Here is a 24,056-nt window from a genome sequence, read left to right as displayed (position 1 = left end):
CCGGCCGTCAGGTGGCGGGGCCGTGTCCGCCGCCGGGCGTCGTCGGGCCGACGTGCATCCGGTGGGCGTTCGCGTCAGCGGTCGTCGGCACCCGGCGGCCGACGGGCCTCGGTGCCGTGTCCGCCGAGCTGGTACGGCGTGAGCCGTTCCCCCTCGCCTCCGAATCCGTCCGAGGGCTCCGTGGTCTCCTCCACACGGGTCGGGCGGGCCGGCGGCCGGGGTTGTTCCGAGGGGCGGGGCGGCGCGGGTTCCCTGACGCGTATGCGCCGGCCCAGCCAGAAACCGCCGAGGAGGAAGAGCACCACGATCAGCCCCACCAGGAACGCGGTGACTCCGGTCCCGGGACCGCTCGCCGCCAGGGGGACGACCGTGCTTCCGTCAAGTGTGTCCGCAGGATTCATGGTCGTCCGCGTACCCGCCGCTCCCCACGTCATTCGGACGTAGACGCGGATTCGCGACCCGGACGTACGGCCCGGGCCGGGACGCCGCGTTTGGCACGGAGGGCCGAGGGCACACGGATTTTCGTTCCGACAGGGCGCACGGCCCTCTTTCGCACCGCCAAAGGCCGACGCCGTCCCGCCCTCGCGTGCAAGGTGAAACCGAAGTGAACAAAAAGTCGTCCGACGGCAGTACGCGGGTGACCGTTCTGGTGGCACTCGCGGCCAATCTCGTGATCGCCGCGGCGAAAGCCGTCGGTGGTCTGGTCACCGGCTCGCCGGCATTGCTGTCCGAGGCCGCGCATTCGGTGGCGGACAGCTTGAACGAGGTGTTCCTGCTGGCCTCGCTGCGGCGCAGCCGTCGGCCGCCCGACGACCGTCATCCTTTCGGATACGGAAAGGAGAGGTATTTCTGGGCGCTGCTCGCCGCGGTCGGCATCTTCGTGATGGGCGGTTGTTTCTCCTTCTTCCAGGGATTCGAGGCACTGCGCTCCACGGAGAGCGAATCGCCCAGCGGTTACGCGGTCGGGCTGACCGTGCTCGCGATCGCGCTGCTCGCGGAGGGCGCCTCGCTGGTCCGTGCCCTGGTCCAGCTGCGCGGGTCACCGGACGGTCTGCGCGATCCCGCGCTGCGCACCGTCCTCGCCGAGGACTCGACCGCCGTGCTCGGTGTGCTGCTGGCGATCGCCGGCATGGTGCTCCACCTGCTCACCGGGAACATCCTCTGGGAGGCGGCGGCGTCCTTCGCGATCGGTCTGCTGCTGGTCTTCATCGCCTATCGGCTCGGTGCCGAGGCGCGGGGCCAGTTGATCGGCGAGGCGGTGGATCCGGAACTGCGGGGAAAGCTGCGGACGCTGCTCGAGGCGCAACCCGAGATCGACAATGTGGCCACCCTGCTCACGATGAAACTGGGGCTCGATTCCACGCTGGTGGCGGCAAGGATCGATCTCACGCCCGGCCTGGACAGCGAAACGGTCGAACTCGTCTGTGTGCGTATCAAGAACTCGGTGTCGGGGATATGGCCGACGGCCGACCAGGTATTCCTCGACATCACGGAAGCACCCACCGGTGCGGGGGCCGGTGCGTGCGAAGTGCCCGAACGTCCCGGAACACATCGGGAAAACATCCAGGACGCGCGCACATGAGCGTGCTTTCCCGGGGAAAACGACGTGACGGAGGTTGATAACTATGGTTCCGCTGCTTCTCGTTCTGCTGCTCGCCCTGATTCTCTTCGGTGCGGGTTTCGCGCTCAAGGCACTGTGGTGGATCGCGGTCATCGTGCTGGTCGTCTGGCTGCTCGGATTCGTCATCCGGCCGGCCGCGACCGGTGGTCGCAGGGGCCGCTGGTACCGCTGGTGAGCGGCAATGCCTGAGCGGCTTCCGTGAGGGAGCGTTCGCTCTCGCCCGACGTACGCGGGTGCCCGGACGACACCGTCCGGGCACCCGCGTCGTCGTGCGAGAGCGGGGAACGTCGGCAACGGCGCGAAGCGGCGCGAACGGCGAGGGACGAGACGTCTGTTCGGCGCGTTCGACCCGCGTCCGAACGCCTCGAACGGACGCGGAGTATTCACCGAAACGGGCGTGTCGCCGTCCGCCGCGTGGCATGCTCGACAACCGCCCCCACCAGTGACGACACCGCGTGTTCCCCGGGCGATCCAGGAGGTCCGATGGATCCGGTCCGCACATCCGCCGACGCGTCCCCCGCCCGTACGGGCACCCCACCGACACCCGCGTGCGACGCCGGGGAACGGGCGGCTCCCGATCCCCGGGCGTTACGCCGGGAGCGATTGTTCGCGACCGCGACGGAACTGTTCACGGAGCGTGGCTACTGGGCCACCTCCATCGAACGCATCTGTGCCACCGCCCGGATCTCCGTGCGCGCGTTCTACGAGGAATTCGAGAGCCGCGAGGGTCTGCTGATCGCGCTGCACAACGAGGTCGCCCGGGCGGGCATGGAAGCCGCGCTGACCGTGCTGAGCGACCCCGCCATGGAGTCCGCCGCGACCCGGGAGCGCATCACCGCTCTGGGACACGCCTTCGTCGACGCGGTGACCGCCGACCCGGCGGCCACCCGGATCGCGTTCGTCGACATCGTGGGAGCAGGCCGCCCGGTGGACGACCACCGGCTGCTGTGGCGCACGTTGTGGGCCGAGTTCCTGACCGGCGAGGCCGAGCGGGCCGTCGCGCGCGGTGAGGCCGCGGAGCGCGACCACACCCTCGCCATGGTGGCACTCATCGGCGCGGCCAACGAGTTGGTGGGGCACTGGGCCCGGCACAGCCCCGCTCTTCCGAAAGAAGTGCTCACCGCCGAACTGGTCCGCCACGCCCTGGCCACGTTCGGCGTTCCCGCCGGTGACACCACGACCGGCGCGGCCCGTGCGCGCGCCACCGGCACGCACGCCTCCGCCGTCCCGGTGACCGGCCCCGTGACCGGCCCCGTGACCGGCACGGCGGCCGGCCCGGACGGCCTCGACGCCCGCGCTCCCGGGGGCGAACGGAAGGAAACACGATGACCGGACTCTGGCACCAGGTGCTGCGCACCATGTCCCGGCCCGGTGCGTCCCCCGACGACGATCTGCTCGCCCGCGCCGCCGCGGCCATCGCGCTGCGCGAGCACCCCCACCCGCCCGCCGATGTGGAGCGGGTCCTGGAGATCGCCCGCGCCGAATTCGCCGCCGTCCTGAGCCCCGGCCAGGCCCGTGCCGCCCTCGACGGCGCGCGCAGGCCGTGAGTGTCTTCCCGGGGCGTCACTGGCCGTCGCCGCGCCAGATGTTGTCGAAGGCCGCCCGCTCGATGGCGCGGCGTTGCCGTACGGCCTCCAGTTCCCGGACCGCGTCGTTGACGGCGGCGAGCACGGTCGCCACCGCGTCGTCGGCCACGTCCGGCGGGGCCGTGGCGTGCGGGTCGCCGATCCCGGCGGCCGCCGCGAGGGCGGTGAGCACCGGGTCGTGCGCGGCCCAGCGGTCCGCGGCCCGCCGGTGGGCGGCGGAGTCGGCCGGCACCGTTCGACCGGTCCGCAAGGGCAGCCGACGGCGTCGCCGGGTGAGCTGTCCCTCGGCCTCCAGGGCGGTCGGATAAGCCGTCGCCAGCCCACGGCCCCTGCGCCACAGCCAGTCGTCGACCGACTCGTACGGTGTCTGTCGGACGAGCGACGACGCGGCCTCGTCCAGCAGGTGGTCCGCGAGGGCCGGCCGCATACCCGGCACGAGGCGGTCCTCGTCCAGCCGGACGGCTTCGACACCGAGGAGATCGATCAGTTCGGCTCCCGCGAGTGCGAGCGACACGTCGCCCCACTCGAGGGGACGGCTGGTCTCCATGTCGTCGGCGTTGCCCGTGGCGGCGTCCAGGGCAACGAACATCAGGTCCCGCGGTGTCGTCATGGCTGGTGCACCTCGATGGGAAACGGTCGGGCCGTGGGCCGGGGTCCCGCCGGACACCGTCCGGAACACGCTCACGCACACCGTCAGTGTCAGGCTACGACCGCCACGTCCGGTCCGCAGGCCGGGCGGGAAGCCTGTCGCTCCGGTCCGGTCGGCGCCGGACCGGGCCGCATGGCATCGCCGTCGTGCACGGGCGGCCGGCCACTGCGGTTAGCCTGAGATCACGATGAACCGTTTGACGACACCCTGGGGCGAGTTCGGTCTCACCCGCTTCCCCGAGCATCCCCGCGACCCCCTCCGCGCCTGGGACACCGCCGACGAGTATCTGCTCCGGCACCTCGGTGGAGCCGACGGTACGGACACGGGGGCGGAGCCCGGAACGGAACACGAGGCCGGCCGCGGGACGCCCGAGGGCGCCGCCGAGGCCGTGGACCTCTCCGGCGCGGTGGTGGTCCTGGGGGACCGGTGGGGCGCCCTGACCACACCGGTCGCCGCCCACCGCCTCGAACGGCTGGTCACCGGACCGCTCGTCCAGCTCACCGACTCCTACCTGACCCAGCGTGCCACCCGCGCCAATCTGCGGCGCGCCGGTGTCGGTCAGGACGCGGCGCGACTGCTGTCCGTACGGGACACCCCGCCGGAACGGATGGACGTCCTGCTGGTCCGGGTCCCCAAGAGCCTGGCCCTGCTGGAGGACCAGCTGCACCGGCTCGCCCCGGCCGTGCACGCCGGGACCGTGGTCGTCGGCACGGGACGGGTCACCGAGATCCACACGTCCACCCTGCGGCTGTTCGAACGGATCCTCGGCCCGACCAGAACCTCGCTCGCGGTCAGGAAGTCGCGGCTGATCTTCTGCGCCCCCGAGGCCGGCCGGGAGGCCGCGCCCAACCCCTGGCCGCACCGGTATCCGCTGCCCGCCGACGCCGGCCCCGTGTCCGGGCGTACGGTCGTCAACCACGCGGGCATCTTCTGCGCCGAGCGGCTCGACATCGGCACGCGCTTCTTCCTGCGTCATCTGCCCCGCCGCCGGGGCTCCGAGCACGTGGTCGACCTGGGCTGCGGCAACGGTGTGATCGGCACCGCCGCCGCGCTGGACAACCCGGCGGCCAGGGTGACGTTCATCGACGAGTCGTTCTCGGCGGTGGCCTCGGCCGAGGCCACCTTCCGGTCCAACGTCGCCACGGGCGCGCCGGCGGAATTCCTGCTCGGCGACGGCCTGGCGGACGTGCCGGCGGCGACGGTCGACCTGGTGCTGAACAACCCGCCGTTCCACGCGCACCAGGCCACGACCGACGCCACGGCCTGGCGGATGTTCACGGGCTCGCGCGCCGCGCTCCGTCCCGGGGGCGAGCTGTGGGTCGTCGGCAACCGCCACCTCGGCTACCACGCCAAGCTGCGACGGCTGTTCGGCAACTGCGAGACGGTGGCCGGCGACCCCAAGTTCGTCGTCCTGCGGGCCGTCAAACGCTGACCCGGCCGGTACCGCCGGACGGGCGGTGGAGAGCAGGCGGGCGGTGGGGGAAGGGGCCGCGAGGACCACGCCGCGCCCCTCGGCCCGAGGAGCCCTCCGCCGCGTCATCCGGTGGCGGCGAGCGCGACCTCCGTGGCCTTGATCAGTACGGTGACCGCCGAACCGGCGGAGAGCCCGAGGTCGTCGACCGCTTCCTTGGTGACGGCGGCCGTCAGTTCCCCGCCCGGTACGGTGACCTTCACCGCCGCCATGGCGACGTCCGCGGTGATGTGCGCGACCGTGCCGGGAAGGTGGTTGCGGATGCTCAGCCCCGTGACCGGTCCGGCCGCCAGCGAGACGTCCGTCGCCTTGACCAGCGCCCGGACGGTGCGGCCCGGAATGAGGTCCAGCTCCTGTACGGCCTCCCGGGTGATGGCCGACGTGATCGCCTGACCGCCGTCCAGGCGCACGGTGACCACGGCGACGGCCGCCCCGAGGCTCACGGCGGTGACGGTGCCGGGCAGTTGGTTGCGGATGCTCAGACTCAGGCTCATGGGGTACCTCGCCTCGCGAGAGATCACAGGGGAGCGGGATGCCGGATTTGTCATTATCTCGACTTTCGCGCAGGAGCGGTGATCTGTCCGGCACGCGCGTGAGGCGGTGTTGGCGCGGACCTGCGTTTCCCGCAGGGGGCCGTCGTCGTCGGGTGTCCCGTATCTGCCAGGAGGAGAAGCAGCCAGGTTTGTAAATGCGAGGGATTCCGGCCTATGTTGTCGCACATGCAGTCCTATTCCATCGGCCAGGCCGCCCGGTTGCTCGGTGTCAGCCCGGACACCGTGCGCCGCTGGGCGGACGCGGGCCGGATCGCGACCCGTCGCGACGACGCGGACCGCCGCGTCATCGACGGCCCTGCGCTGGCGGCGTTCTCCGTGGAGGTCGCGCAGGGCGGCACGGACGAGGAGGGGGCGTCGTACACCTCGGCGCGCAACGCCTTCCCCGGCATCGTCACCGCCGTCACCCTCGGGGACGTGGCCGCGCAGGTGGAGATCCAGGCGGGGCCGCACCGGCTGGTCTCCCTGCTGACCCGGGAGGCCGTGGAGGAACTGGGTCTGGAGGTCGGCATGGCGGCCACCGCCCGGGTGAAGTCGACGAACGTGCACATCGACCGGCCCTGACGGGCCCGTCGCCCCCGCTCACCGCCCCGTCCGCCCGTACCGCCGTTCCGCCCACCCCGGCCGGCCGCCGGTCCTGCGCCCCCGTGCTCCCCCGGCGCTTCCCCGGCGGAGCCACCGGAGCCCCTACCGCCGAGGAGTCCCCGCCGTGCCTCATACCCCGACCCGCCGTCGCGCCGCCGCCGTGCTCACGGCCGCCGCCCTGGTGCTGCCCCTCGCCGCCTGCGGCGGCAAGGACGACAGCGGTACGGACGCGGGAGGCGGCAGCGGCGCCGCGAAGCTGACGGTGCTGGCCGCCGCGTCGCTCACCGACGTCTTCAAGACGGCGGGAGCCGCGTACGAGAAGGAGCACCCGGGCACGAAGGTGACCTTCTCCTTCGCCGGCTCGCAGGAACTGGCCGCACAGGTCGAGCAGGGCGCGCCCGCGGACGCGATCGTGACCGCCGACACCCGGACCATGGACGGACTGCGGGCGGACACCGGCACGCCGACGGTCATCGCCAAGAACCGGTTGGTGATCGCCACGGCGAAGGGCAACCCGGACAGGGTCGGCTCGCTGAAGGACCTCGCGGACCCCGGGCTGAAAGTGGTCCTGGCCGCGCCCGAGGTACCGGTCGGCCGTTACAGCCGACAGGTGCTGGACGCCCAGAAGGTCACCGTACGGCCGGTCTCGGAGGAGCCCAACGTCCGCGCCGTGCTCAGCAAGGTCGAACTGGGCGAGGCAGACGCGGGCATCGTCTACCGGACGGACGCGGCCACCGCGACGGGCAAGGTCGACTCCGTCCCGATCCCCGACGCGCAGAACGCCATCGCCTCGTACCCCGCCGCGACCCTGAAGACGTCCGGGAACAGCGCCGCCGCGAAGGCGTTCGTCACTTGGCTCAGCGGCCCCGAGGCGCAGAAGATCCTCCAGGGCGCGGGCTTCCAGAAGCCGTGACCCGCCGCGCCGGCCACCGACCACCTGGACCACGACAAGGTGGCGCCCCGATGAGACGTCCCCGCCGCCGTACCGTCGGCGCGCCCGTCGCACTCGCGGTGCCCGCCCTGCTCGCGATCGCGTTCCTGGTGCTGCCGCTGGCGGGCGTCCTGGCCCGCACGTCGTGGCGCGAACTCGGCACGCACCTCACCAGCCCCGGCGTGGTCGAGGCGCTGAAGCTCTCGCTGCTCGTCTCCTTCTGGGCACTCGGGCTGTCACTGCTGCTGGGCGTGCCGCTGGCCTGGCTGCTGGCCCGGGTGCGGTTCCCCGGCGCGGCGCTGGTGCGCTCCCTGGTCCTGCTGCCGATGGTGCTGCCGCCGACCGTCGGCGGTGTCGCGCTGCTGCTCGGCTTCGGCCGCCGCGGGCTGCTCGGACCCTGGCTGGAGGACACCTTCGGCATCACCCTGCCCTTCCACACCTCGGGCGCCGTGGTCGCGGCCACCTTCGTCGCGATGCCGTTCCTGGTCATCAGCCTCGAAGGCACGCTCGCCGGTCTGCGGACCGCGTACGAGGAGACCGCGGCCTCGCTGGGGGCCTCGCCGGTACGGGTGTTCCGCACCGTGACCCTGCCGATGGTCGCCCCCGGTCTCGCGGCGGGCGCCGCGCTGACCTGGGCCCGGGCACTCGGCGAGTTCGGTGCCACGATCACCTTCGCCGGCAATCTCCCCGGCACCACCCAGACCCTGCCGCTCCAGGTCTATCTGCTGCTCCAGGACTCGCCCGAGGCCGCGACCTCCGTCTCGCTGCTGCTGCTCGCCATCGCCATGGCCGTACTGGTCGCTCTGCGCGGCCGCTGGGCCGGCGGGCCCGCCGGGCGTGGCGGCCGGTCCGGGCGAGCCGGCCGGGCCGGAGGCCCCGGGCCGGTGGCCCTCGCGACCGACCCCGCCGAGGCACCGACCGCTCCCGTCGCCACGACCGCTCCCGACGCGCCGACGCCTTCGGCCGACGGGCGCCGGGCGGACACCACCGTCCCGGCGCCCGGCGTCGCCGCGCCCGTGACCCCCGTACCCCGCGAGGAGTGGCGGCTCAGCGCCGAGGTCACCGGCTTCACCACGCTCACCCTCGAAGCGGAGCCCGGCACCACCATCGCCGTCGTAGGACCCAACGGCGCCGGGAAGACCACGCTGCTGCGCGCCCTCCTCGGGCTGACGCCCCGCGCGCACGCCGGGCTCAGGCTCGGCGGCCTGGACGTCACCGCCCGGCCGCCGCACCGCCGCGGGGTGGCCTGGGTACCGCAGGACGGCGCGCTCTTCCCGCACTTGAGCGCTCTCGCCAACACGGCGTACGGGCTGCGGGCCCATGGCGTCTCCCGTGCCGAGGCACGGCGCGGCGCCCGCGAATGGCTCGACCGCCTCGGCGTCGGCCATCTCGCGCACCGCAAGCCCCATCAGGTCTCCGGCGGCCAGGCGCAGCGCATCGCGCTGGCCCGCGCGCTCGCCGCCCGGCCCCGGCTGCTGCTCCTCGACGAGCCGCTGGCCGCCCTCGACCAGACCACCCGGGCCCAGGTACGGCACACCCTGCGCCGCCATCTCGACGGCTTCGGGGGCGTCTGCCTGATCGTCACCCATGACCCGGTGGAGGCGGTCTCCCTGGCCGACCGGGTCCTCGTGCTCGACGCCGGCCGGGCGCTCCAGGACGCCTCGCCCGCCGAGGTGGCCCGCAATCCCCGCTCGCCCTGGGTGGCCCGGATGCTGGGGCGCAACGCCTGGCCGGGCACGTTCGGGTCCGACGGGCTGAAGCCGGCCGACGGCGGCCGGCTGCTCGTCGCCGAGCCGCTGCCCGACGGGACGGAGGCACTGGCCGTCATCGCGCCGGAGGCCGTCTCCGTGCACCGCGAACGCCCCGGGGGCAGCCCTCGCAACGTATGGCGGGGCACGGTCGCCGAGATCACCTCCCTCGGCAGCAGACTGCGGGTGCTGATCACCTCCGACGAGGCGCCCGACCTCGTTGCCGAGATCACCCCCCAGGCCGCCGCCGAACTCGCCCTGGCGGACGGTGCGCCGGTCTGGACGAGTGTGAAGGCCACCGAGGTCACGGTCGTCCCGCTCTGAGCGGACGGCAGCGGACGGCAGCGGGCGTGAGCGGACGGGCCGGCCGGCAAGCCCCGGGGACGCGGGGTCGGGTCGCACCGCCCGGTCGCCCGGCGGCACAGGGCTCCGGAACATCGCCCGGTCGGCCGTCGAACGGGCCCGCCGAGGGATCGTCCGGCGCACCGTCAGCCCAGACGCCCCTTGCGTGACCGGCCGTCAGTTCGCCCCCGGGGGAAGGCGATGTCGACCGGGAACGGGCCGGTCAGGACCCCGCTTCCGGGGGTGGGTGTGTCATGTCCTCTTCGGTATTCGGCACACTGTGACCGTGTCCTCACTTCCTCAGCAGGTACAGCACGGCTTGCCGGCGGGTCACATGATCGTCTGCGGCGACGACACACTCGCGCACCGGTTGGCGGGCGAGTTGCGTGACGTCTACGGCGAGCAGGTCGTGCTCGTCGTCCCGCCCGCCCGCGCCTCCCGCCGTCCCGCCGACCCGGCCGCCGGGCTCGACCGGGCCTCCTCGTTCTTCGGCCGGATGTCCGCGGCCGTGACCCGTACGGCCGCGCCCGGTCCCGGGGCCGGCAGCGGGATCGGCAGGGACCCGGCGGGCGCGGGGGAGCGCCGGGGCTTACTGGAGGCACCGGACCTGGACGAGGAGGCGCTGGTGGACGCCGGGGTGGCGGATGCGGCGGCCCTCGCCCTCGTACATGACGACGACGAGGTCAACATCCGGGCCGCGCTGGCCGCCCGGCGGCTCAACCCGCAACTGCGCCTCGTCATCCGGATGTACAACCGCAAGCTCGGCCAGCACCTGGAGGAACTGCTCGACCAGGCGGCGGCCGTCGCGGCTCCCGGACTGGACGCCGCCAGGCTGGACGCCTCCACCACCGTCCTGTCCGACGCCGACACGGCGGCGCCCGCCCTCGCCGCCACGGCCGTCGCCGGCACCAGCAAGGTGATCAGGGCCGACGGCCTGATGCTGCGCGCGGTCGAACGCAACCCTCCCGGCCCCGGCGAGGTGGCCGACCCGGGGCTGTGCACCCTCGCCCTGCTCTCCGCCACCAGCAGCGACCCCGCGGGCACGGAGGGCTCCGACAACAGCGGACAGGAGGGCCCGCGGCTGCTGCCCGACGATGCCAGTGCCGCCGCCGCGACCGGGCGCGGGACGGTCGTCCTGGAGGCCGTGTCCCACGCGGGGCCCGATCTGCCGCCCGGCCGGTTCTCGGGCCGGGGCGCGTCGCTGGCCTCGCTGTTCTCCCGCAGGCTGCGGTGGTCCTTCGCGGGGATCGTCGCCGCCGTCCTGGCCCTGGCCCTGACCTCGTGGCTGGTCACCGACGCCGGTCCGGTGCGCGCGGTCTACCTGACGCTGCTGGATCTCTTCGCCATCAACGAACCGGCGGTCGGCGAGCCCGCCGACCGGCAGATCCTGCAACTGCTCGCCGGAACCGCGGGGCTGCTGCTGCTTCCCGTGGGGCTGGCCGCCGTCCTGGAGGCCCTCGGTACGTTCCGTACGGCCGCGTCCCTGCGCCGCCCGCCGCGCGGCCTGTCCGGCCATGTGGTGCTGCTCGGGCTCGGCAAGATCGGCAGTCGGGTGCTGGTGCGCCTGCGCGAACTGGGCATCCCCGTGGTCTGCGTGGAGGAGGACCCCGAGGCCCGGGGCATCCCGCTCGCGCGCAGCCTGCGGGTGCCGACCGTCGTGGGCGATGTGACGCAGGAAGGCGTGCTGGAGGCGGCCAAGATCCAGCGGGCGCACGCGCTGCTCGCGCTGACCAGCGCGGACATCATCAACCTCGAGGCCGCGCTGTACGCACGCTCGCTCGCGCCCGGCCTGCGGGTCGCCCTGCGGGTGTACGACGACGACTTCGCCACCGCCGTCTACCGCACCATGCGCACCGTGCACCCCGGCGCGCTCACCCGCAGCCGCAGCGTCTCCACCCTCGCGGCCCCGGCCTTCGCCATCGCCATGATGGGACGTCAGATCCTTGGTGCCATTCCGGTGGAGCGCAAGGTGCTGCTGGTCGCCGCGATCGACGTGGCGGGGCATCCGTGGCTGGAGGGGCGCACGATAGGCGAGGTGTTCCGCCCCGGCGCCTGGCGGATCATCGCGCTGGACACCGCGGGCCCGGGGGACCGCGTGCCCGATCTCGCGGACATCCGGCTCGACCACGAGGAACGCCGGCCGGCCGGGCTGGTGTGGGATCTGCATCCCGGATACGTGCTGCACGCGCGGGACCGCGTGGTGCTCGCCGCGACCCGCCGGGGCCTCGCGGAACTCCTGGGACGCCGGTCGGCGTCGCGCGCCCGCAGGCCGCCGGGCGGAATCTGAGCGGCCCGGGCCGGGCCCGGGCGGACGGCGTGCGACGGGGATGCGGGGCCGTCCGGCGGGCACGAGAATGGCGTGCACCGGACGAACGAGGAGGCGGCATGAACACGGAGTCCGCTGCGCGGCCGGAAGGCGAGGGCATCACCCCGGACCGGCTGCTGCACACCGGCGCCTGCGACGAGATCACGGCGGAGGACCTCGCGCTGGCCTCGGGGCGCGATCTCACCCCGGAGAACATCGAGTGGGCCGAGCGCCGGCTGGCCCAGCGGGGCCGTGCGGCGATCGAGGAGCAGCTGCCCTGAGCCCACCGCCGCCGGCCCGGGGCGGTGAGGGGTCCTCGCGCCACGAGCGTCCGATCGGGCCGCGCGACCCGGACGGGCATGGTGCGAGGTCCCCCGGATGAGGCGGTTCATCCCGCGTCGCGGGCCAGGAGGGCGGCCTGGACGCGGTTGGTGACGTCGAGCGCGGTCAGGATGCGGCTGACATGCGCCTTGACGGTGCTCTCCCGCATGGCGAGGCGGGTGGCGATCTCCGCGTTGGTGTCGCCTCGGGCGAGCAGGCTCAGAACGTCCCGTTCGCGGGGCGTGAGCCGGTCCAGCCGGGCCCGGGCCGCGGTGGCCCTCGGCCGGGTGGAGGCGTGGTAGCGGTCGATGAGGCGGCGGGCCGCCGCGGGGTGGAGCATGGCCGAGCCGGCGGCCACCAGGTGGACGGCGCGCAGGATCTCGGCCGGGTCGGTGTCCTTGAGCAGGAACCCGTCGGCTCCCGCGGCGAGGGCGTTGTAGACGTATTCGTCGAGGTCGAAGGTGGTCAGAGTGATCACCTTCGGGGCATGGGGGAGGGCCCGCAGCCGGGCGGTGGCGGTGATGCCGTCCATGCGGGGCATGCGTACGTCGACGAGGGCGACGTCGATGCGGTGTGCCATGGCCTGGTCGATGGCCTGGAGACCGTCGGCGGCCTGGGCGGCGACCTCGATGTCCCGGTCGACCTCGAGGAGGTCGGTCAGGCCGAGGCGGACCAGGGCGTCGTCGTCGACGATCATGGCGCGGATCATGTGCGGGGGCCGTTCTGTTCGGTGTCGGTCGGGTGGGGGATACGAGCGGCCAGCCGCCAGGCGCCCGCGCCGGCCGGCCCGGCGTTCAGGTGTCCGCCGAGGGCGGTGACGCGTTCGCGCAGACCGACGAGACCGAAGCCGGGGCCGGCCGGGCCGGCGCGCGCCTGGCCGGGCGGGTTGGTGACCTCGACCAGTGTGGCGGGCGGCCGGTAATCGACGCGCACGGTCACCGCGGCACCGTCGGCGTGCTTGCGGGCGTTGGTCAGCGCCTCCCGGACGACGCGGTACACGGCCAGCCGGTGGGTGGTGGGGACCCGCTCGGAAAGACCGTCGACCGTCAGCCCGACGTGCTGCCCGGCGGTCCTGGCCTCGTCGACGAGCTCCCGCACGTCGCGTACGACGGGTGCGAGAGCGGACTCCGCCGGGGCGGAGCCGGGGTCGCGCAGGGCACCGAGAACGTCCCGCAGATCGGCCAGGGCCTCGGTGGACGCGGTCCGCAGCAGGCCGAGGCGTTCGACGACCGGCGCCGGCAGCGTGTCGCTCCTGGTGGCCAGGACACCGGTGTGCAGGGCGATCAGGCTCAGACGATGAGCCAGTACGTCGTGCATCTCCGCCGCGATATGGGACCGCTCCGCCGCCCGGGCCGCCTCTTCGCGCAGCTCCGTCTCGACCCTCAGATGCCCGACCTGGGCGGTCAGCGCGTGGAGCAGCCGCCGACGGCTGCCCAGCCACAGCCCGACGGCGATGGCCAGCGCGGGCAGGAACAGGGTGGACGCGTACCGGTCCGCTCCCCACAGCGAGGTGGTGGGGTGGCCCAGCAGATTGCCGCCGAGCGCGGCGACGGCGCATCCGAGGGCCACCCGCACCCGGCGGTCCACGGACAGGTCGTACAGGGCGATCGCCAGCAGCGGCAGCATGGGCCACCCCCACCACGCCGTGGCCACCGTGGCCAGGAGCGGGGCGAGCAGCCATCGCCGCCGGGGCAGGAGCAGGGCGGCACCGCACAGCAGGGCCGCGGCGGTGACGGGGAAGAGGTGACGTCCGCCGCTGATCACCGAGGCGTTCAAGCCGATGCCCGCCACGATCAACGCCACGAGCGCCACGCGCCCGTACGCCGCCCACAACGGGCCCTCTCGCCGACTCACACCGGCCATCCTAGGCGGGCCGGTGTGTCCGCCGGTCCGACGATCTGCCGCGACGACCCCCTACTTTCGTAGGGGGAGGCCGTCACACAACGACGGATCTGCCGAAGGGCGCGTGTTTCTAGCGTCGAAACCATGAACGACTCGACCACCTCACACCACCGTGCCCCGGTGCGGCGCCGTCCCGAAGGCTGGACGTTCCTCGTCGAAGCGGCCCGCGATCTGCGGACCACCGGCGCGCTCGCCCCCAGCGGCGAAGCGCTCGCCCACGCTCTGACCAGTCCTCTGAGGGCACACGCGTCCCGCCCGCTGTCCGTACTGGAAGCGGGCGCCGGAACCGGCGCCGTCACCCGCGCCCTGATACCCCGGCTGTCCCGGGGCAGCCGACTGGACATCGTCGAGGCCAACCCGCGCTTCGCCGCGCGACTGCGCGACCTCGTCGCCGCACACCCCCACCTGGCGGGCGCGTCCCCGAAGGTGGCCGTGCACCGGACCTACGTCGAGCACCTCAGCACCGACCGGCGCTACGACGTGATCGTCTCCGGACTCCCGCTGACCAACTTCACCCCCGTACAGGTCGACCGCATCATGGCCCGGTACCTGGAGCTGCTGCACCCCGGCGGCGTCCTCACCTACTTCGCCTACCTCGGCACCCGCGCGGCCCGCGCCCTGACCGCGTCACGAGCCGAAGCACGCCGTCACACCGCGGTGAACGAGGTCATGGCCGCCTACCAGCGCGGCTACGCCACCGGCCGCTGGACCGTGTGGGCCAACCTGCCCCCGGCCCACGTCTGGCACCTGCGACGGCCCCTCGCCCCCTCGCGCCACCAGGAACGCCTCCGCGACGCGGCCGGTCGGTGAACGCCCTGTCCGACCTCCTCGGCCACCTGCCTCCCGCGGCGGCGTACACGGTGGTGGCCCTGGCCGTCCTGGCCGAGTCGATCCTCCTGATCGGTGCCTTCGTCCCCACGCTCACGCTGCTCCTCACCGCCGGGGCGCTGGCCCGCACGGGCCACCTCGGTCTCCCCGCGGTCATCGCCGCCGCGGCCGGTGCGGTGGTCGCGGGAGACTTCCTCGCCCACCGCACCGGCGGGCTCCTGGGCCGTCGACTGCGCACCGGACGGGCGGGGCGGCGCATCCCCGACACGGCGTGGCGGTACGCCGAGTCGCTGATGGCACGTCATGGCGGCCGGGCCGTCTTCCTGGCCCGGTTCCTGCCGGTGGTCCGTACCCTCGCGCCCCACTGCGCGGGTGCCACCCGACTGCCCTACCACCGCGTCGCCCCCTACAGCGCCACCGCCGCCTGCCTGTGGGCCACGGCCGAAGCCGGCGCCGGGTACGCCGCCGCGACGTCGATCCGGGGCATCCTCACCCTCGGCGGCCCCGCCGTCGCCGTACTCCTCCTCACCGTGATCGGTTGCGCGGGGCTGTGGGTGAGGCGGCGCCGTGGAGGAGCGCCCGGCTCCCAGACGTCCGCCCTTCGCCGCGCCCCCGCCCCGCGCATCGCAGCCGATGAGGCGCCTCCCGTGAACCGCGTCCCGTGAAGCGCCGTGTGATCGATCGGTTCCGTAAGCTCGTATCCCCCCGCGCGTCACCGAACTCCCGTACGCTCCTCTCGAATTGACATGACCTAGACATGTGTAGCGGGAGGAACAACGGACATGGTCCAGCTTCTTCGCACCACGGTGGCGGCCGGTGCCGCCGCGCTCCTGGCCCTCGTCGCCACGCCGGCCGGCGCCGCGGACACCGACGGGCTGTCATACCCGTCCGGCACCGGGGTGGGCGTCCACAACGCGTACGAGAAGGCCACCTTCCCCTACTTCGCGGACGCGTTGGACTCCGGTGCGGGGATGCTCGAACTCGACGTCTGGACCAATGCGTTCGGCCCCTCCTGGCGGGTGTCGCACAGCAATCCGCTCGGCAACGACAACAACTGCGAGAACGCCGCCGACGCGGCCGAACTGCGCACCAAGTCGCGCAACCGTGACCTCGGCGGCTGCCTCGCCGACATCAGAGCCTGGCACGACGCCAACCCCGGGCACCGGCCGATCGTCCTCAAGATGGAGATGAAGGACGGATTCCTGGGCCAGAACGGCCGGGGCCCCGCCGCCCTCGACGCGCTCCTGGGCGCGAAGCTCGGCGACGCGCTGTACCGCCCGGCGGACCTGGCGGGCGACCACGCCGATCTCGACGAGGCCGCGCAGGCCGGCGCGTGGGCCACGCGCGCCGAACTGGCGGGCAAGTTCGTGGTCGAACTCATCCCCGGCACGGTGGAGGAGCAGAACCCGCTCGACACCCTGTGGACCGATGTCGAGTACGCGACCCACCTGCGCGACCTCGAGGCGGCCGGGCGGCTGCCGGAGGCCGCGGCCTTCCCCGCCGTCCACCGCGCCGCGGCCGGGGACCCGCGCACGCGGTACAAGGACGCCTCGATCAGGCCCTGGTTCGTCTTCTTCGACGGGGACGCCTCCGCCTACGCCGCGGCCGGCTTCGACACCGCGTGGTACGCGCAGCGCAACTACTTCCTCCTGATGACCGACGCGCACAACGTGGCGCCGGCCATCGACGGCGAGAACCCGACCGAGCAGCAGGCGCGCGACCGGCTGGCCCTGCTCGCCCAGCGCCACGCCAGCCTGATCTCGGCGGACTGGCACGCGCTGCCGACGGTGCTCTCGTCGGTGGTTCCGCGCGCCACGGCACAGCGGTAGAAGTCGGACCGACCGGGGCCGGACATCGTGTCGGGCCCCGCGGTCGTCGGCGTCACCGCGCCACCTCCAGCACGAGCTTGCCGCGGGTGCGGTTGGTCTCCCCCAGCCGGTGCGCCTCGGCGGCCTGTTCCAGGGCGAAGCTGCGTTCGACCTCGACCCGGACCGTGCCGGAGTCGACCAGGCCGGCGATGGACGTCAGAGCGGCGGCGTCCGGCTCGACCAGCAGCGGGCTGGTGCGCACACCCGCCTGTCCGGCCGCGGCGGCCAGGCCGTCCGAGACACCTCCAGGGATGGAGACGATCAGGCCGCCGGGCCGGGTCACCGGCACCGACCGCACGTCGGTGTCATCCGCGGCGCCGATCAGGTCGATGACGACATCGACCTTGCCGGTGGCCTCCTCGAACCGCTGCCGGGTGTAGTCAATCGTTTCGTCCGCGCCCAGTTCCTTGAGCCAGGCGTGCCGGGGCTCGCGGGCGGTCGCGATCACTTCGGCGCCAAGGTGCTTGGCGAACTGCACCGCCAAGTGCCCGACACCACCGGCCGCGGCGTGCACCAGCACCCGCTGCCCGCGGGTGACGCGCGCTGTGTCGACCAGGGCCTGCCAGGCGGTGAGCGCCGCGAGCGGCAGCGCCGCGGCCTCGACGTGCGAGAGCGAGACCGGCTTGCGGGCGAACTGGCGGGACGGTGCCGTGACGAACTCGGCGTACCCGCCGGCCGGGCGCGGGAACCACGGCATGGCATAGACCTCGTCGCCGGGCGCGAGCGTGGTGACACCGAAGCCGACCTCCTCGACGACGCCGGAAACGTCCCAGCCGAGGATCAGAGGCAGCGTCTGCAGCCCGGCCATACCGTGGCCCGCACGGGTCTTCCAGTCCACCGGGTTGATTCCGGCGGCGTGCACGCGCACCAGCACCTCGGTCGGCAGCGGCTCGGGGCGCGCGACCCGGCCGGCGGTCAGCACCTCCGGTCCACCGAACCCCTCGACGGTGACGGCGCGCATCGTCTGCTCGCTCATATCTTCCTCGCTCATATCCGCTTCGCATGTTCTTCGGCCCGGGGGACAGAGGCCCGGGCACGTGCTTCAGCCTCGCCGACGCCGGGGGGACGTCGTGAGTGGCTCGGCAGCCACCTGTCGTACCATTCCGGCCATGCCGCATCGTGTCGCCGTTCTCGCCCTCGACGGGGTCGTGCCGATGGACCTGGGCATCGCGGCCCGGGTGCTCAACGAGGCCCTCGATCCGGCCGGGGCACGGCTCTATTCCGTGACGACCTGCTCGCTCGGCGGCCGGCCGGTCCGTACGAACGAGGGTATGCGGATCATCGTCGACGACGACGAGTCACTCCTGGACAGTGCGGACACCGTAGTGATCGCCACCCAGGAGCCCGACGGACACCTCCTCGCCACCGGCGAGCTGCCCGCCCGGCTGGCCGCGGCCTTCGCCCGGATCGGACCCGAAACCCGCATCGTCAGCCTGTGCACATCGGCATTCCTGCTCGCGGCGGCCGGCCTGCTGGACGGACAGCGGGCCACCACCCACTGGGCGCTGTGCGACCGGTTCACCCGGCTGTTCCCTGATGTCGAGGTGGATCCGAACGTGCTGTTCGTCGACAACGGACGCGTCCTGACAGCTGCCGGCGGGGCCGCCGGCATCGACCTGTTCATCCATCTGGTCCGCCGGGACCACGGCACGACCGTGGCCACCTCCGCGGCGCGACGGTGCGTGGTGGCTCCATGGCGTGAAGGCGGACAGGCACAGTTCATCGAGCACCCGGTGCCGAAGGATGCCGACCGTTCCACCTCGGCCACCCGCCAGTGGGCACTGGACCGGCTGGCCGAGCCGCTCACGCTGCGGGGCATGGCCCGCCACGCCCACATGAGTGAGCGCACGTTCACCCGGCGCTTCCGCGCCGAGGTGGGCACCAGCCCCCTCCAATGGCTGCTGCAGAGCCGGCTGACCCAGGCACGCGGCATGCTGGAATCCAGCGACCTGACCGTCGCGCGGATCGCCACGGCCTGCGGCTTCGGGAACACCGTCGCGCTGCGCAAGCACTTCAACACCCACCTCGGCCTGTCCCCACTGGCCTACCGCCGCGCCCACCGCGCCCCAGGGCCGGCCAGGACAGAACCTCTCCGGATGACGTGAGCCCGTGTGTTCCGGGCAGCCCATGGACGGGGCCCGGTGCGGGAGGCGTCAGGTGCGGCCGCCCGGCGGCCGGCCGTGCGCGGCGAGAACCGTGTCCACCGTGTCCGCGTCCTCCGCCCGTTTGTCCTCCCGGTAGCGGACCACTCGTGCGAAGCGCAGCGTCACGCCCGCCGGATAGCGGGAGGAGGTCTGCAGGCCGTCGTACGCGATCTCGACCACCAGCTCGGGCCGGACGGTCACGGTGAAACCGTCGTCCCCCACCGCCAGTTCGCGCAGCCGCTCCGTCTGCCACTGGAGCATCGCGTCCGTCAGACCCTTGAACGTCTTGCCCAGCATCGCGAACGAACCGTCCGCCCGCCGGGCGCCCAGGTGCAGATTGGACAGCGTGCCGGTGCGCCTGCCGTGGCCCCGTTCGGCGGCGAGCACCACCAGGTCCAGTGTGTGCACCGGTTTCACCTTCAGCCAGCCGGCTCCCCGTCGGCCCGCGCTGTACGGGGCGTCGAGTGCCTTGACCACCACGCCCTCGTGCCCCCGCTCCAGTGTCCCGCGCAGGAACTCCGCGGCCTCGGCCCCGCCCGGGGAACCAGGTGGACCGCCCGGCCCACTCGGTCCCGCCGGGCCGCGGACCTCCACCCGCCGTACCCGCACCGGCTCCGGCACCAGCCGCGCCAGCGCCTCGTGCCGCCGAGCGAAGGGCAGATCGAGCAGGTCCCGGCCGTCCAGCGCGAGGACGTCGAAGAAGACCGGGGACACCGGCACCGCCGCCGCGGCGGACGTCACATCCGTACGGGACCCGACCCGCCCCGCGACCTCCTGGAACGGCCGTGGCCTGCCCTCCTCGTCCAGCGCGATGACCTCGCCGTCCAGCACGAACCCGTCACCGTCGAGCCGCCGGGCGAGCGCCGTCACCTCGGGCAGCCGGTCCGTGATGTCGTCCAGGGCGCGGGTGAAGACGCGTACCGTCGTACCGGAACGGTGCACCTGCACCCGGATGCCGTCCAGCTTCTCCTCCACGGCACAGTCGCCGAGCCGCTCGACCGCCTCCTCGACGCTCCCCGCGCTCTGCGCGAGCATCGGCAGGACGGGGCTTCCCACCGTCAGCCGGAACTCCTCCAGCGCCTCCGGCCCGTCGGCCAGCAGCCGCCGCGCCACCCGCTGCAGCGAGCCCGCCAGCATCACGGCCCGCCTCACCCGGGCCGCCCCGGCACCCGATGTCCGGGCGAGCGCCTCCACGGCGATCGCGTCCAGTGCCCCCTGGCGCACCTCTCCCGTCAGCAGTCCCACCAGGAAACGCTGTTCCTCCCCGGTCGCCGCCGCCAGCAACTCCCGCACCAGCCGCCGCCGCTCGGCCTGCGCCCCGGCGCCCGCGACGGCCGCGAGCGCGCTGAACGCGCGGTCCACCCCGCCCACGGTCAGGGTGGCGCTGTCCGCCGGCGCGGGCGGGTCCTTCAGCGAACTCCAGCCCACCCCGATCCGGCCCTGGGGAAGCCGGCCCGCCAGGTACGGGATGACGACGGGCACGTCCTCGGGGCCGGCCGTGCGGAACAACTCGGCCAGCAGCGAGATCTTCCGGGACCGTGCCGACGTCTCGGCGACCTCCCGGGAGACACGGGCGAGCGGGGCCAACAGCATGCGGCCATGGTGCACCGGACGACGCGGCCGTGCCCGTCCGGCCGCCGGGACCCGGGGCTCGTGGGCCGAGGCACGCCGCGGTACGGCCGGACACGGGTGTCGCGGACGGGCTTACCCTGGCGGCACGACCGCACGAGTCCGGCAGGCGCCGGAGCGGGAGGCACGGACGGTATGAGCGCCGGGGGCGTGGACGGCATGGGCACGGCGGAGACGGACGGTACGAGCGCGTCAGGCGTGCACGGCATGGGCACGGCGGCCGGGGGCGCGGTGCGCCCCCGGCCCGATCCGGGGCTCTTCGGGCCGGACTCCGTCACCTGGCAGCTGCACAGCGATCCGATGATGTGGATCGCGGGGATCCGCGCCCTCTACCTCCAGGCGCTGCACCCCCGCGCCGTCCGGGGCGTCCTCCAGAACAGCGACGTCCGGCAGGACACCTGGGGCCGGCTGCGCCGGACCGCCGGATTCGTGGGCACCACCAGCTACGGCACGACCGAGGCCGCCGAGCGGGCCGGCGCGCGCGTGCGCCGCATCCACCGCCGTCTCACCGCGACCGACCCCGCCACCGGCGAGCGCTACGGCGTCGACGAACCCGCGCTGCTGCTGTGGGTGCACTGCGCCGAGATCGACTCCTACCTGCACGTCGTACGCCGCTCCGGCGTACCCCTCACCGACGCGCAGGCCGACGCCTACGTCGCCGAACACCGCGAGTCCGCCCGCCTGGTCGGCCTCGACCCGGCGGCGGCCCCCGCCTCCGCCGAGGAACTCGCCGCCTACTTCGAACGGGTCCGTCCCGAGCTCGCCTGCGGCCCGGAGGCACGCGACATCGACGCCTTCCTGAGCCGGCCGCCGGTCCATCGCGCGCTCGTCCCGGCGCGGGAGGCGCTCTGGCGGCGGGTGGCGTCGCTCGCGTACCAGGCGCTGCCGCCCTTCGCCCACGAGCTGTACGGCAGGCCCGCGCCCGGACCGGAGACCGTCACCCGACGGCTGCTGACCGCCGGGAACCTGCTGCGCTGCGTCCCGGACCGGGTGCGCTGGCAGCTGCCGCCCAAGCACATCCTGCGGGCGACGGCCAGACTCGGCCCCGGCACGCGGCCGGACCCGTACACACTCCACCGCACGGCGGCCATACTGGACGGTCCGGGGAGGGCGGCGAGATGACGGGGGCGACGGCGCGCGATGGCGGACACCAGGCTGATCCAGGGCCGCTACCAGCTGCTGGACCTGATCGGGCGCGGCGGCATGGGGGAGGTCTGGCGCGCGCGTGACGAGTCGCTCGGCCGGCAGGTCGCCGTCAAGTGCCTCAAGCCCCTGGCGCCCCGCCAGGACCATTCGTTCACCCGGATCATGCGCGAGCGCTTCCGGCGCGAGGGGCGGGTCGCGGCGGCCCTCCAGCACCGGGGCGTCACGGTCGTCCACGACTTCGGCGAGGACGACGGCGTCCTGTACCTCGTCATGGAGCTGCTCGAGGGCCGCAACCTCAGCCAGCTCCTGGAGGACAACGGGCGGCGGCCGCTCCCGGTGCGCGACGTGGTCGACATCGCGGAACAGATCACGGACGCCCTCGCGTACACGCACGAACAGGGCATCGTCCACCGGGACCTCAAGCCCGCCAACATCATGCGGCTCACCGACGGCACGGTGAAGATCTGCGATTTCGGCATCGCCCGCCTCGGCCATGACATCGGTTTCACCTCGCGGCTCACCGGTACGGGCGTCGCCATGGGGACCCCGCACTACATGTCGCCCGAACAGATCGGCGGCGGCCAGGTCGACCACCGCAGCGATCTGTACTCGCTGGGGTGCGTGCTCTACGAGATCGCCACCGGCGCCCCGCCGTTCGACCTGGAGGACGCCTGGTCCGTCCTCGTCGGCCACCGTGACACGATCCCCGAGCCGCCGAGCCGGCGCCGCCCCGAACTCCCCGGCTTCTTCGACCCGCTGATCCTCGGTCTGCTGGCCAAGACGCCCGACGAACGGCCCGTGGACGCGGGTGACCTCCGGCGCCGGATCGGCGCGGCGCGCGCGGGTACGGCGGCGCGCGGCCACTCCGCGGAGTCGGGAGCGGAGCCGCTGCCCCCGCCGGGCCCTCCCCACGCGCGGCCCGCCGCGTTTCCGCCGCCCGCGTCCTCGTCCTTGCCTCCGCCCTCGTCCCCGCCCGCGTCCTCGGGGGGTGCCGCCGAGGCGCCGCTGCCGGCCTGGACGCGCGGGATGACGACGGGGCACAAGGCGGTGGGCCCCCCGGGGCCGTGGCCCGCCCCGCCGGACGGCGGCGCCGGTCTGACGCGGGCGTGGACCCGTCCGTCCGGATCCGCGGCCTCGCACGCTCCGGTGTCGACCGCCGCCTTCCCGCCGGCACCGGCCGCGCCGTCGCCCGATCTGCTCGCCGTGCTCGCCGGCCGGCACAACGCGGGGCTGAGCCTGGGCCGGCTGGGCCGCTGGGAGGAGGCCGGCGAGGTGCACCGGGCGGTCGCCGCCGAACGCGCGCACGCCCTCGGGCCCGACCATCCCGACACGCTCGGCAGCCGGTACGAGGTCGGCATCAGCCTCGCGAGGACCGGCCGGACCGCGCGGGCACTGCGCGAGTTCACCCAGGTCGCCCAGGGCCGGGAACGCGTTCTCGGCCCCGATCACCCCGACACGCTCGCCGCCCGTCAGGAGCTGGGTTACGTCCTCGGGGAACTCGGCCGGCACTTCGAGGCCCACCAGATCTTCGCCGCGGTCCTGGCCGCGCGCGAGCGCACGACGGGCCCGGACCATCCCGACACCCTGCGCTGCCGCCACAACCTGGCCTACAACCTGGGCCTGCTGGGTCGCCCGGAGGAGGCGTACGCCACGGCGCGGCAGGTCGCCGAAGGCCGCGCCCGGGTGCTCGGCGAAGCGCACCCGGACACGCTCGCCACCCGGTACGAGGTGGCGCACGCGCTGGGGCGGCTGGGCCGCTGGGCCGAGGCGCTCGGCGGCTACCGCGACGTCGCCGAGGCCCGCGCCCGGGTACTGGGCCCGCACCACCCGGACACCCTCGCCGCCCGCTACGAGGCCGGCATCTGCCTGGGCCGGCTGGGCCGGGGCGCGGAGGCGCTGGAGCTGTACCGCGTCCTCGTCGACGACCGCACCCGCGCGCAGGGAGCGCTGCACCCGGAGACCCTGCGGGCCCGCCACGGCCTCGGGGTCAGCCTCGGCCGGCTGATGCGCTGGGAGGAGGCGGTGGCCGAGGCGCGCGAGGTGTGCGCGGCCCGGGAGGGCGTCCTCGGCCCCGACCATCCCGACACGATCGTCAGCCGCCGTGAGATCGCCGTCGGTCTCGGCTGGCTCGGGCGCTGGTCCGACGCCCTGCCCGTGTACCGGCGGGTCGCCGAGGACAGGGAGCGTGTCCTGGGCCCCGCCCACCCGGACACCCTGGCGGGCCGCAACGACGAGGCGCACTGCCTGGAACGGCTGGGCAGACGGGCGGAGGCGGCGGAGCTGTACCGCAGGGCGGCGGCCCTGAGCGGGCGGCCCGTGCCGCCGCCCGCCTGACACCGCTCCCCTGACGCCGCCCGCCTGACACCGCTCCCCTGATGCCGGCCTGCCGGGCACGTCCACTACCGGCCCGCGCCCGGTGGCACGCGGGG

The 24,056-nt window shown here is 73.9% G+C and carries 23 protein-coding genes; 16 read left to right on the top strand and 7 right to left on the bottom strand.

The window, feature by feature from the left end; genetic code table 11:
- Window positions 1-74: 74 nt before the first annotated feature.
- Window positions 75-401 (bottom strand): DUF6479 family protein, encoded by a 327-nt coding sequence (locus tag IG02_RS0100870; RefSeq protein WP_037801780.1) that lies wholly within the window; start codon window positions 399-401, stop codon window positions 75-77.
- A gap of 185 nt (window positions 402-586) precedes the next feature.
- Between IG02_RS0100870 and IG02_RS0100865 the strand changes: the two genes are divergently transcribed.
- The 4 genes from IG02_RS0100865 (at window position 587) to IG02_RS41300 (ending at window position 3,168) form a co-directional block, all read left to right on the top strand.
- Window positions 587-1,582, top strand: coding sequence for a cation diffusion facilitator family transporter (locus tag IG02_RS0100865; RefSeq protein WP_199813929.1), 996 nt, complete (start codon window positions 587-589; stop codon window positions 1,580-1,582).
- Window positions 1,583-1,625: 43 nt separating this feature from the next.
- Window positions 1,626-1,796, top strand: coding sequence for a hypothetical protein (locus tag IG02_RS0100860; RefSeq protein ID WP_030740265.1), 171 nt, complete (start codon window positions 1,626-1,628; stop codon window positions 1,794-1,796).
- 308 nt (window positions 1,797-2,104) lie between these two features.
- Window positions 2,105-2,950, top strand: coding sequence for a TetR/AcrR family transcriptional regulator (locus IG02_RS35785; protein WP_078854073.1), 846 nt, complete (start codon window positions 2,105-2,107; stop codon window positions 2,948-2,950).
- Complete coding sequence (locus IG02_RS41300; RefSeq protein WP_030740258.1) at window positions 2,947-3,168, top strand: hypothetical protein; 222 nt, start codon at window positions 2,947-2,949, stop codon at window positions 3,166-3,168. The genes IG02_RS35785 and IG02_RS41300 overlap by 4 nt, the downstream gene beginning before the upstream one ends.
- A 16-nt stretch (window positions 3,169-3,184) precedes the next feature.
- Here IG02_RS41300 and IG02_RS0100845 read toward each other — a convergent pair whose 3' ends face one another.
- On the bottom strand, window positions 3,185-3,817 hold the full coding sequence (locus IG02_RS0100845) for a GPP34 family phosphoprotein (protein WP_030740256.1): 633 nt from the start codon (window positions 3,815-3,817) through the stop codon (window positions 3,185-3,187).
- Window positions 3,818-4,043: 226 nt separating this feature from the next.
- On the opposite strand from IG02_RS0100845, the gene IG02_RS0100840 reads away from it, so the two are divergent.
- A complete protein-coding gene (locus IG02_RS0100840; RefSeq protein WP_030740253.1) occupies window positions 4,044-5,288 on the top strand; it encodes a methyltransferase in 1,245 nt (414 codons plus the stop codon).
- A gap of 104 nt (window positions 5,289-5,392) precedes the next feature.
- Here IG02_RS0100840 and IG02_RS0100835 read toward each other — a convergent pair whose 3' ends face one another.
- Window positions 5,393-5,815: a TOBE domain-containing protein gene (locus IG02_RS0100835; protein WP_030740250.1), complete on the bottom strand. Its 423-nt coding sequence runs from the start codon at window positions 5,813-5,815 to the stop codon at window positions 5,393-5,395.
- Window positions 5,816-6,037: 222 nt separating this feature from the next.
- Between IG02_RS0100835 and IG02_RS0100830 the strand changes: the two genes are divergently transcribed.
- The 5 genes from IG02_RS0100830 (at window position 6,038) to IG02_RS0100810 (ending at window position 12,070) form a co-directional block, all read left to right on the top strand.
- The gene (locus tag IG02_RS0100830; RefSeq protein WP_030740248.1) at window positions 6,038-6,442 is read left to right on the top strand and encodes a TOBE domain-containing protein; all 405 of its coding nucleotides are present in this window, start codon (window positions 6,038-6,040) and stop codon (window positions 6,440-6,442) included.
- 145 nt (window positions 6,443-6,587) lie between these two features.
- Window positions 6,588-7,376 (top strand): molybdate ABC transporter substrate-binding protein, encoded by a 789-nt coding sequence (modA, locus tag IG02_RS0100825; RefSeq protein ID WP_030740238.1) that lies wholly within the window; start codon window positions 6,588-6,590, stop codon window positions 7,374-7,376.
- 50 nt (window positions 7,377-7,426) lie between these two features.
- Window positions 7,427-9,466: an ABC transporter permease gene (locus IG02_RS0100820; RefSeq protein ID WP_030740235.1), complete on the top strand. Its 2,040-nt coding sequence runs from the start codon at window positions 7,427-7,429 to the stop codon at window positions 9,464-9,466.
- Window positions 9,467-9,818: 352 nt separating this feature from the next.
- A complete protein-coding gene (locus tag IG02_RS0100815; protein ID WP_051764247.1) occupies window positions 9,819-11,771 on the top strand; it encodes a potassium channel family protein in 1,953 nt (650 codons plus the stop codon).
- Window positions 11,772-11,869: 98 nt separating this feature from the next.
- Entirely contained in the window at window positions 11,870-12,070 is a 201-nt protein-coding gene (locus tag IG02_RS0100810) for a hypothetical protein (RefSeq protein WP_030740229.1), read from the top strand.
- 107 nt (window positions 12,071-12,177) lie between these two features.
- Here the strand turns inward: IG02_RS0100810 and IG02_RS0100805 are convergent, their stop codons facing one another.
- Together IG02_RS0100805 and IG02_RS0100800 are read right to left on the bottom strand one after the other, a co-directional pair.
- Window positions 12,178-12,819, bottom strand: a complete 642-nt coding sequence (locus tag IG02_RS0100805; RefSeq protein ID WP_030740226.1) for a response regulator — start codon at window positions 12,817-12,819, stop codon at window positions 12,178-12,180.
- Complete coding sequence (locus IG02_RS0100800; RefSeq protein ID WP_199813928.1) at window positions 12,816-13,973, bottom strand: histidine kinase; 1,158 nt, start codon at window positions 13,971-13,973, stop codon at window positions 12,816-12,818. The genes IG02_RS0100805 and IG02_RS0100800 overlap by 4 nt, the downstream gene beginning before the upstream one ends.
- Window positions 13,974-14,096: 123 nt before the next feature.
- Between IG02_RS0100800 and IG02_RS0100795 the strand changes: the two genes are divergently transcribed.
- The 3 genes from IG02_RS0100795 (at window position 14,097) to IG02_RS0100785 (ending at window position 16,669) form a co-directional block, all read left to right on the top strand.
- Complete coding sequence (locus tag IG02_RS0100795) at window positions 14,097-14,822, top strand: class I SAM-dependent methyltransferase (protein WP_051764246.1); 726 nt, start codon at window positions 14,097-14,099, stop codon at window positions 14,820-14,822.
- Complete coding sequence (locus IG02_RS0100790) at window positions 14,819-15,505, top strand: DedA family protein (protein WP_051764244.1); 687 nt, start codon at window positions 14,819-14,821, stop codon at window positions 15,503-15,505. The genes IG02_RS0100795 and IG02_RS0100790 overlap by 4 nt, the downstream gene beginning before the upstream one ends.
- 117 nt (window positions 15,506-15,622) lie before the next feature.
- Window positions 15,623-16,669 carry a phosphatidylinositol-specific phospholipase C domain-containing protein gene (locus IG02_RS0100785; protein WP_030740215.1) on the top strand — a complete coding sequence of 349 codons (1,047 nt, stop codon included), beginning with the start codon at window positions 15,623-15,625 and terminating at the stop codon, window positions 16,667-16,669.
- Window positions 16,670-16,721: 52 nt separating this feature from the next.
- On the opposite strand, the gene IG02_RS0100780 is transcribed toward IG02_RS0100785, so the two are convergent.
- A complete protein-coding gene (locus IG02_RS0100780; protein ID WP_030740212.1) occupies window positions 16,722-17,684 on the bottom strand; it encodes an NADP-dependent oxidoreductase in 963 nt (320 codons plus the stop codon).
- Between the two features lie 133 nt (window positions 17,685-17,817).
- Here IG02_RS0100780 and IG02_RS0100775 point away from each other — a divergent pair, with 133 nt between their 5' ends.
- Window positions 17,818-18,813 carry a GlxA family transcriptional regulator gene (locus IG02_RS0100775; protein ID WP_030740209.1) on the top strand — a complete coding sequence of 332 codons (996 nt, stop codon included), beginning with the start codon at window positions 17,818-17,820 and terminating at the stop codon, window positions 18,811-18,813.
- A 48-nt stretch (window positions 18,814-18,861) separates the two neighbouring features.
- Here IG02_RS0100775 and IG02_RS0100770 read toward each other — a convergent pair whose 3' ends face one another.
- Window positions 18,862-20,445 carry an ATP-dependent DNA ligase gene (locus IG02_RS0100770; protein WP_030740206.1) on the bottom strand — a complete coding sequence of 528 codons (1,584 nt, stop codon included), beginning with the start codon at window positions 20,443-20,445 and terminating at the stop codon, window positions 18,862-18,864.
- Window positions 20,446-20,688: 243 nt separating this feature from the next.
- Between IG02_RS0100770 and IG02_RS0100765 the strand changes: the two genes are divergently transcribed.
- Window positions 20,689-21,603 carry an oxygenase MpaB family protein gene (locus IG02_RS0100765; protein ID WP_051764374.1) on the top strand — a complete coding sequence of 305 codons (915 nt, stop codon included), beginning with the start codon at window positions 20,689-20,691 and terminating at the stop codon, window positions 21,601-21,603.
- An 18-nt stretch (window positions 21,604-21,621) separates the two neighbouring features.
- Window positions 21,622-23,961 carry a serine/threonine-protein kinase gene (locus IG02_RS0100760; RefSeq protein WP_030740201.1) on the top strand — a complete coding sequence of 780 codons (2,340 nt, stop codon included), beginning with the start codon at window positions 21,622-21,624 and terminating at the stop codon, window positions 23,959-23,961.
- Window positions 23,962-24,056: the final 95 nt, after the last annotated feature.

The organism is Streptomyces sp. NRRL F-5135, assembly GCF_000719775.1.
Taxonomy (GTDB): domain Bacteria; phylum Actinomycetota; class Actinomycetes; order Streptomycetales; family Streptomycetaceae; genus Streptomyces; species Streptomyces hebeiensis.
The sequence above is the reverse complement of the archived record's forward strand: the minus strand, read 5'-3'. Positions and strand labels throughout refer to the sequence as shown.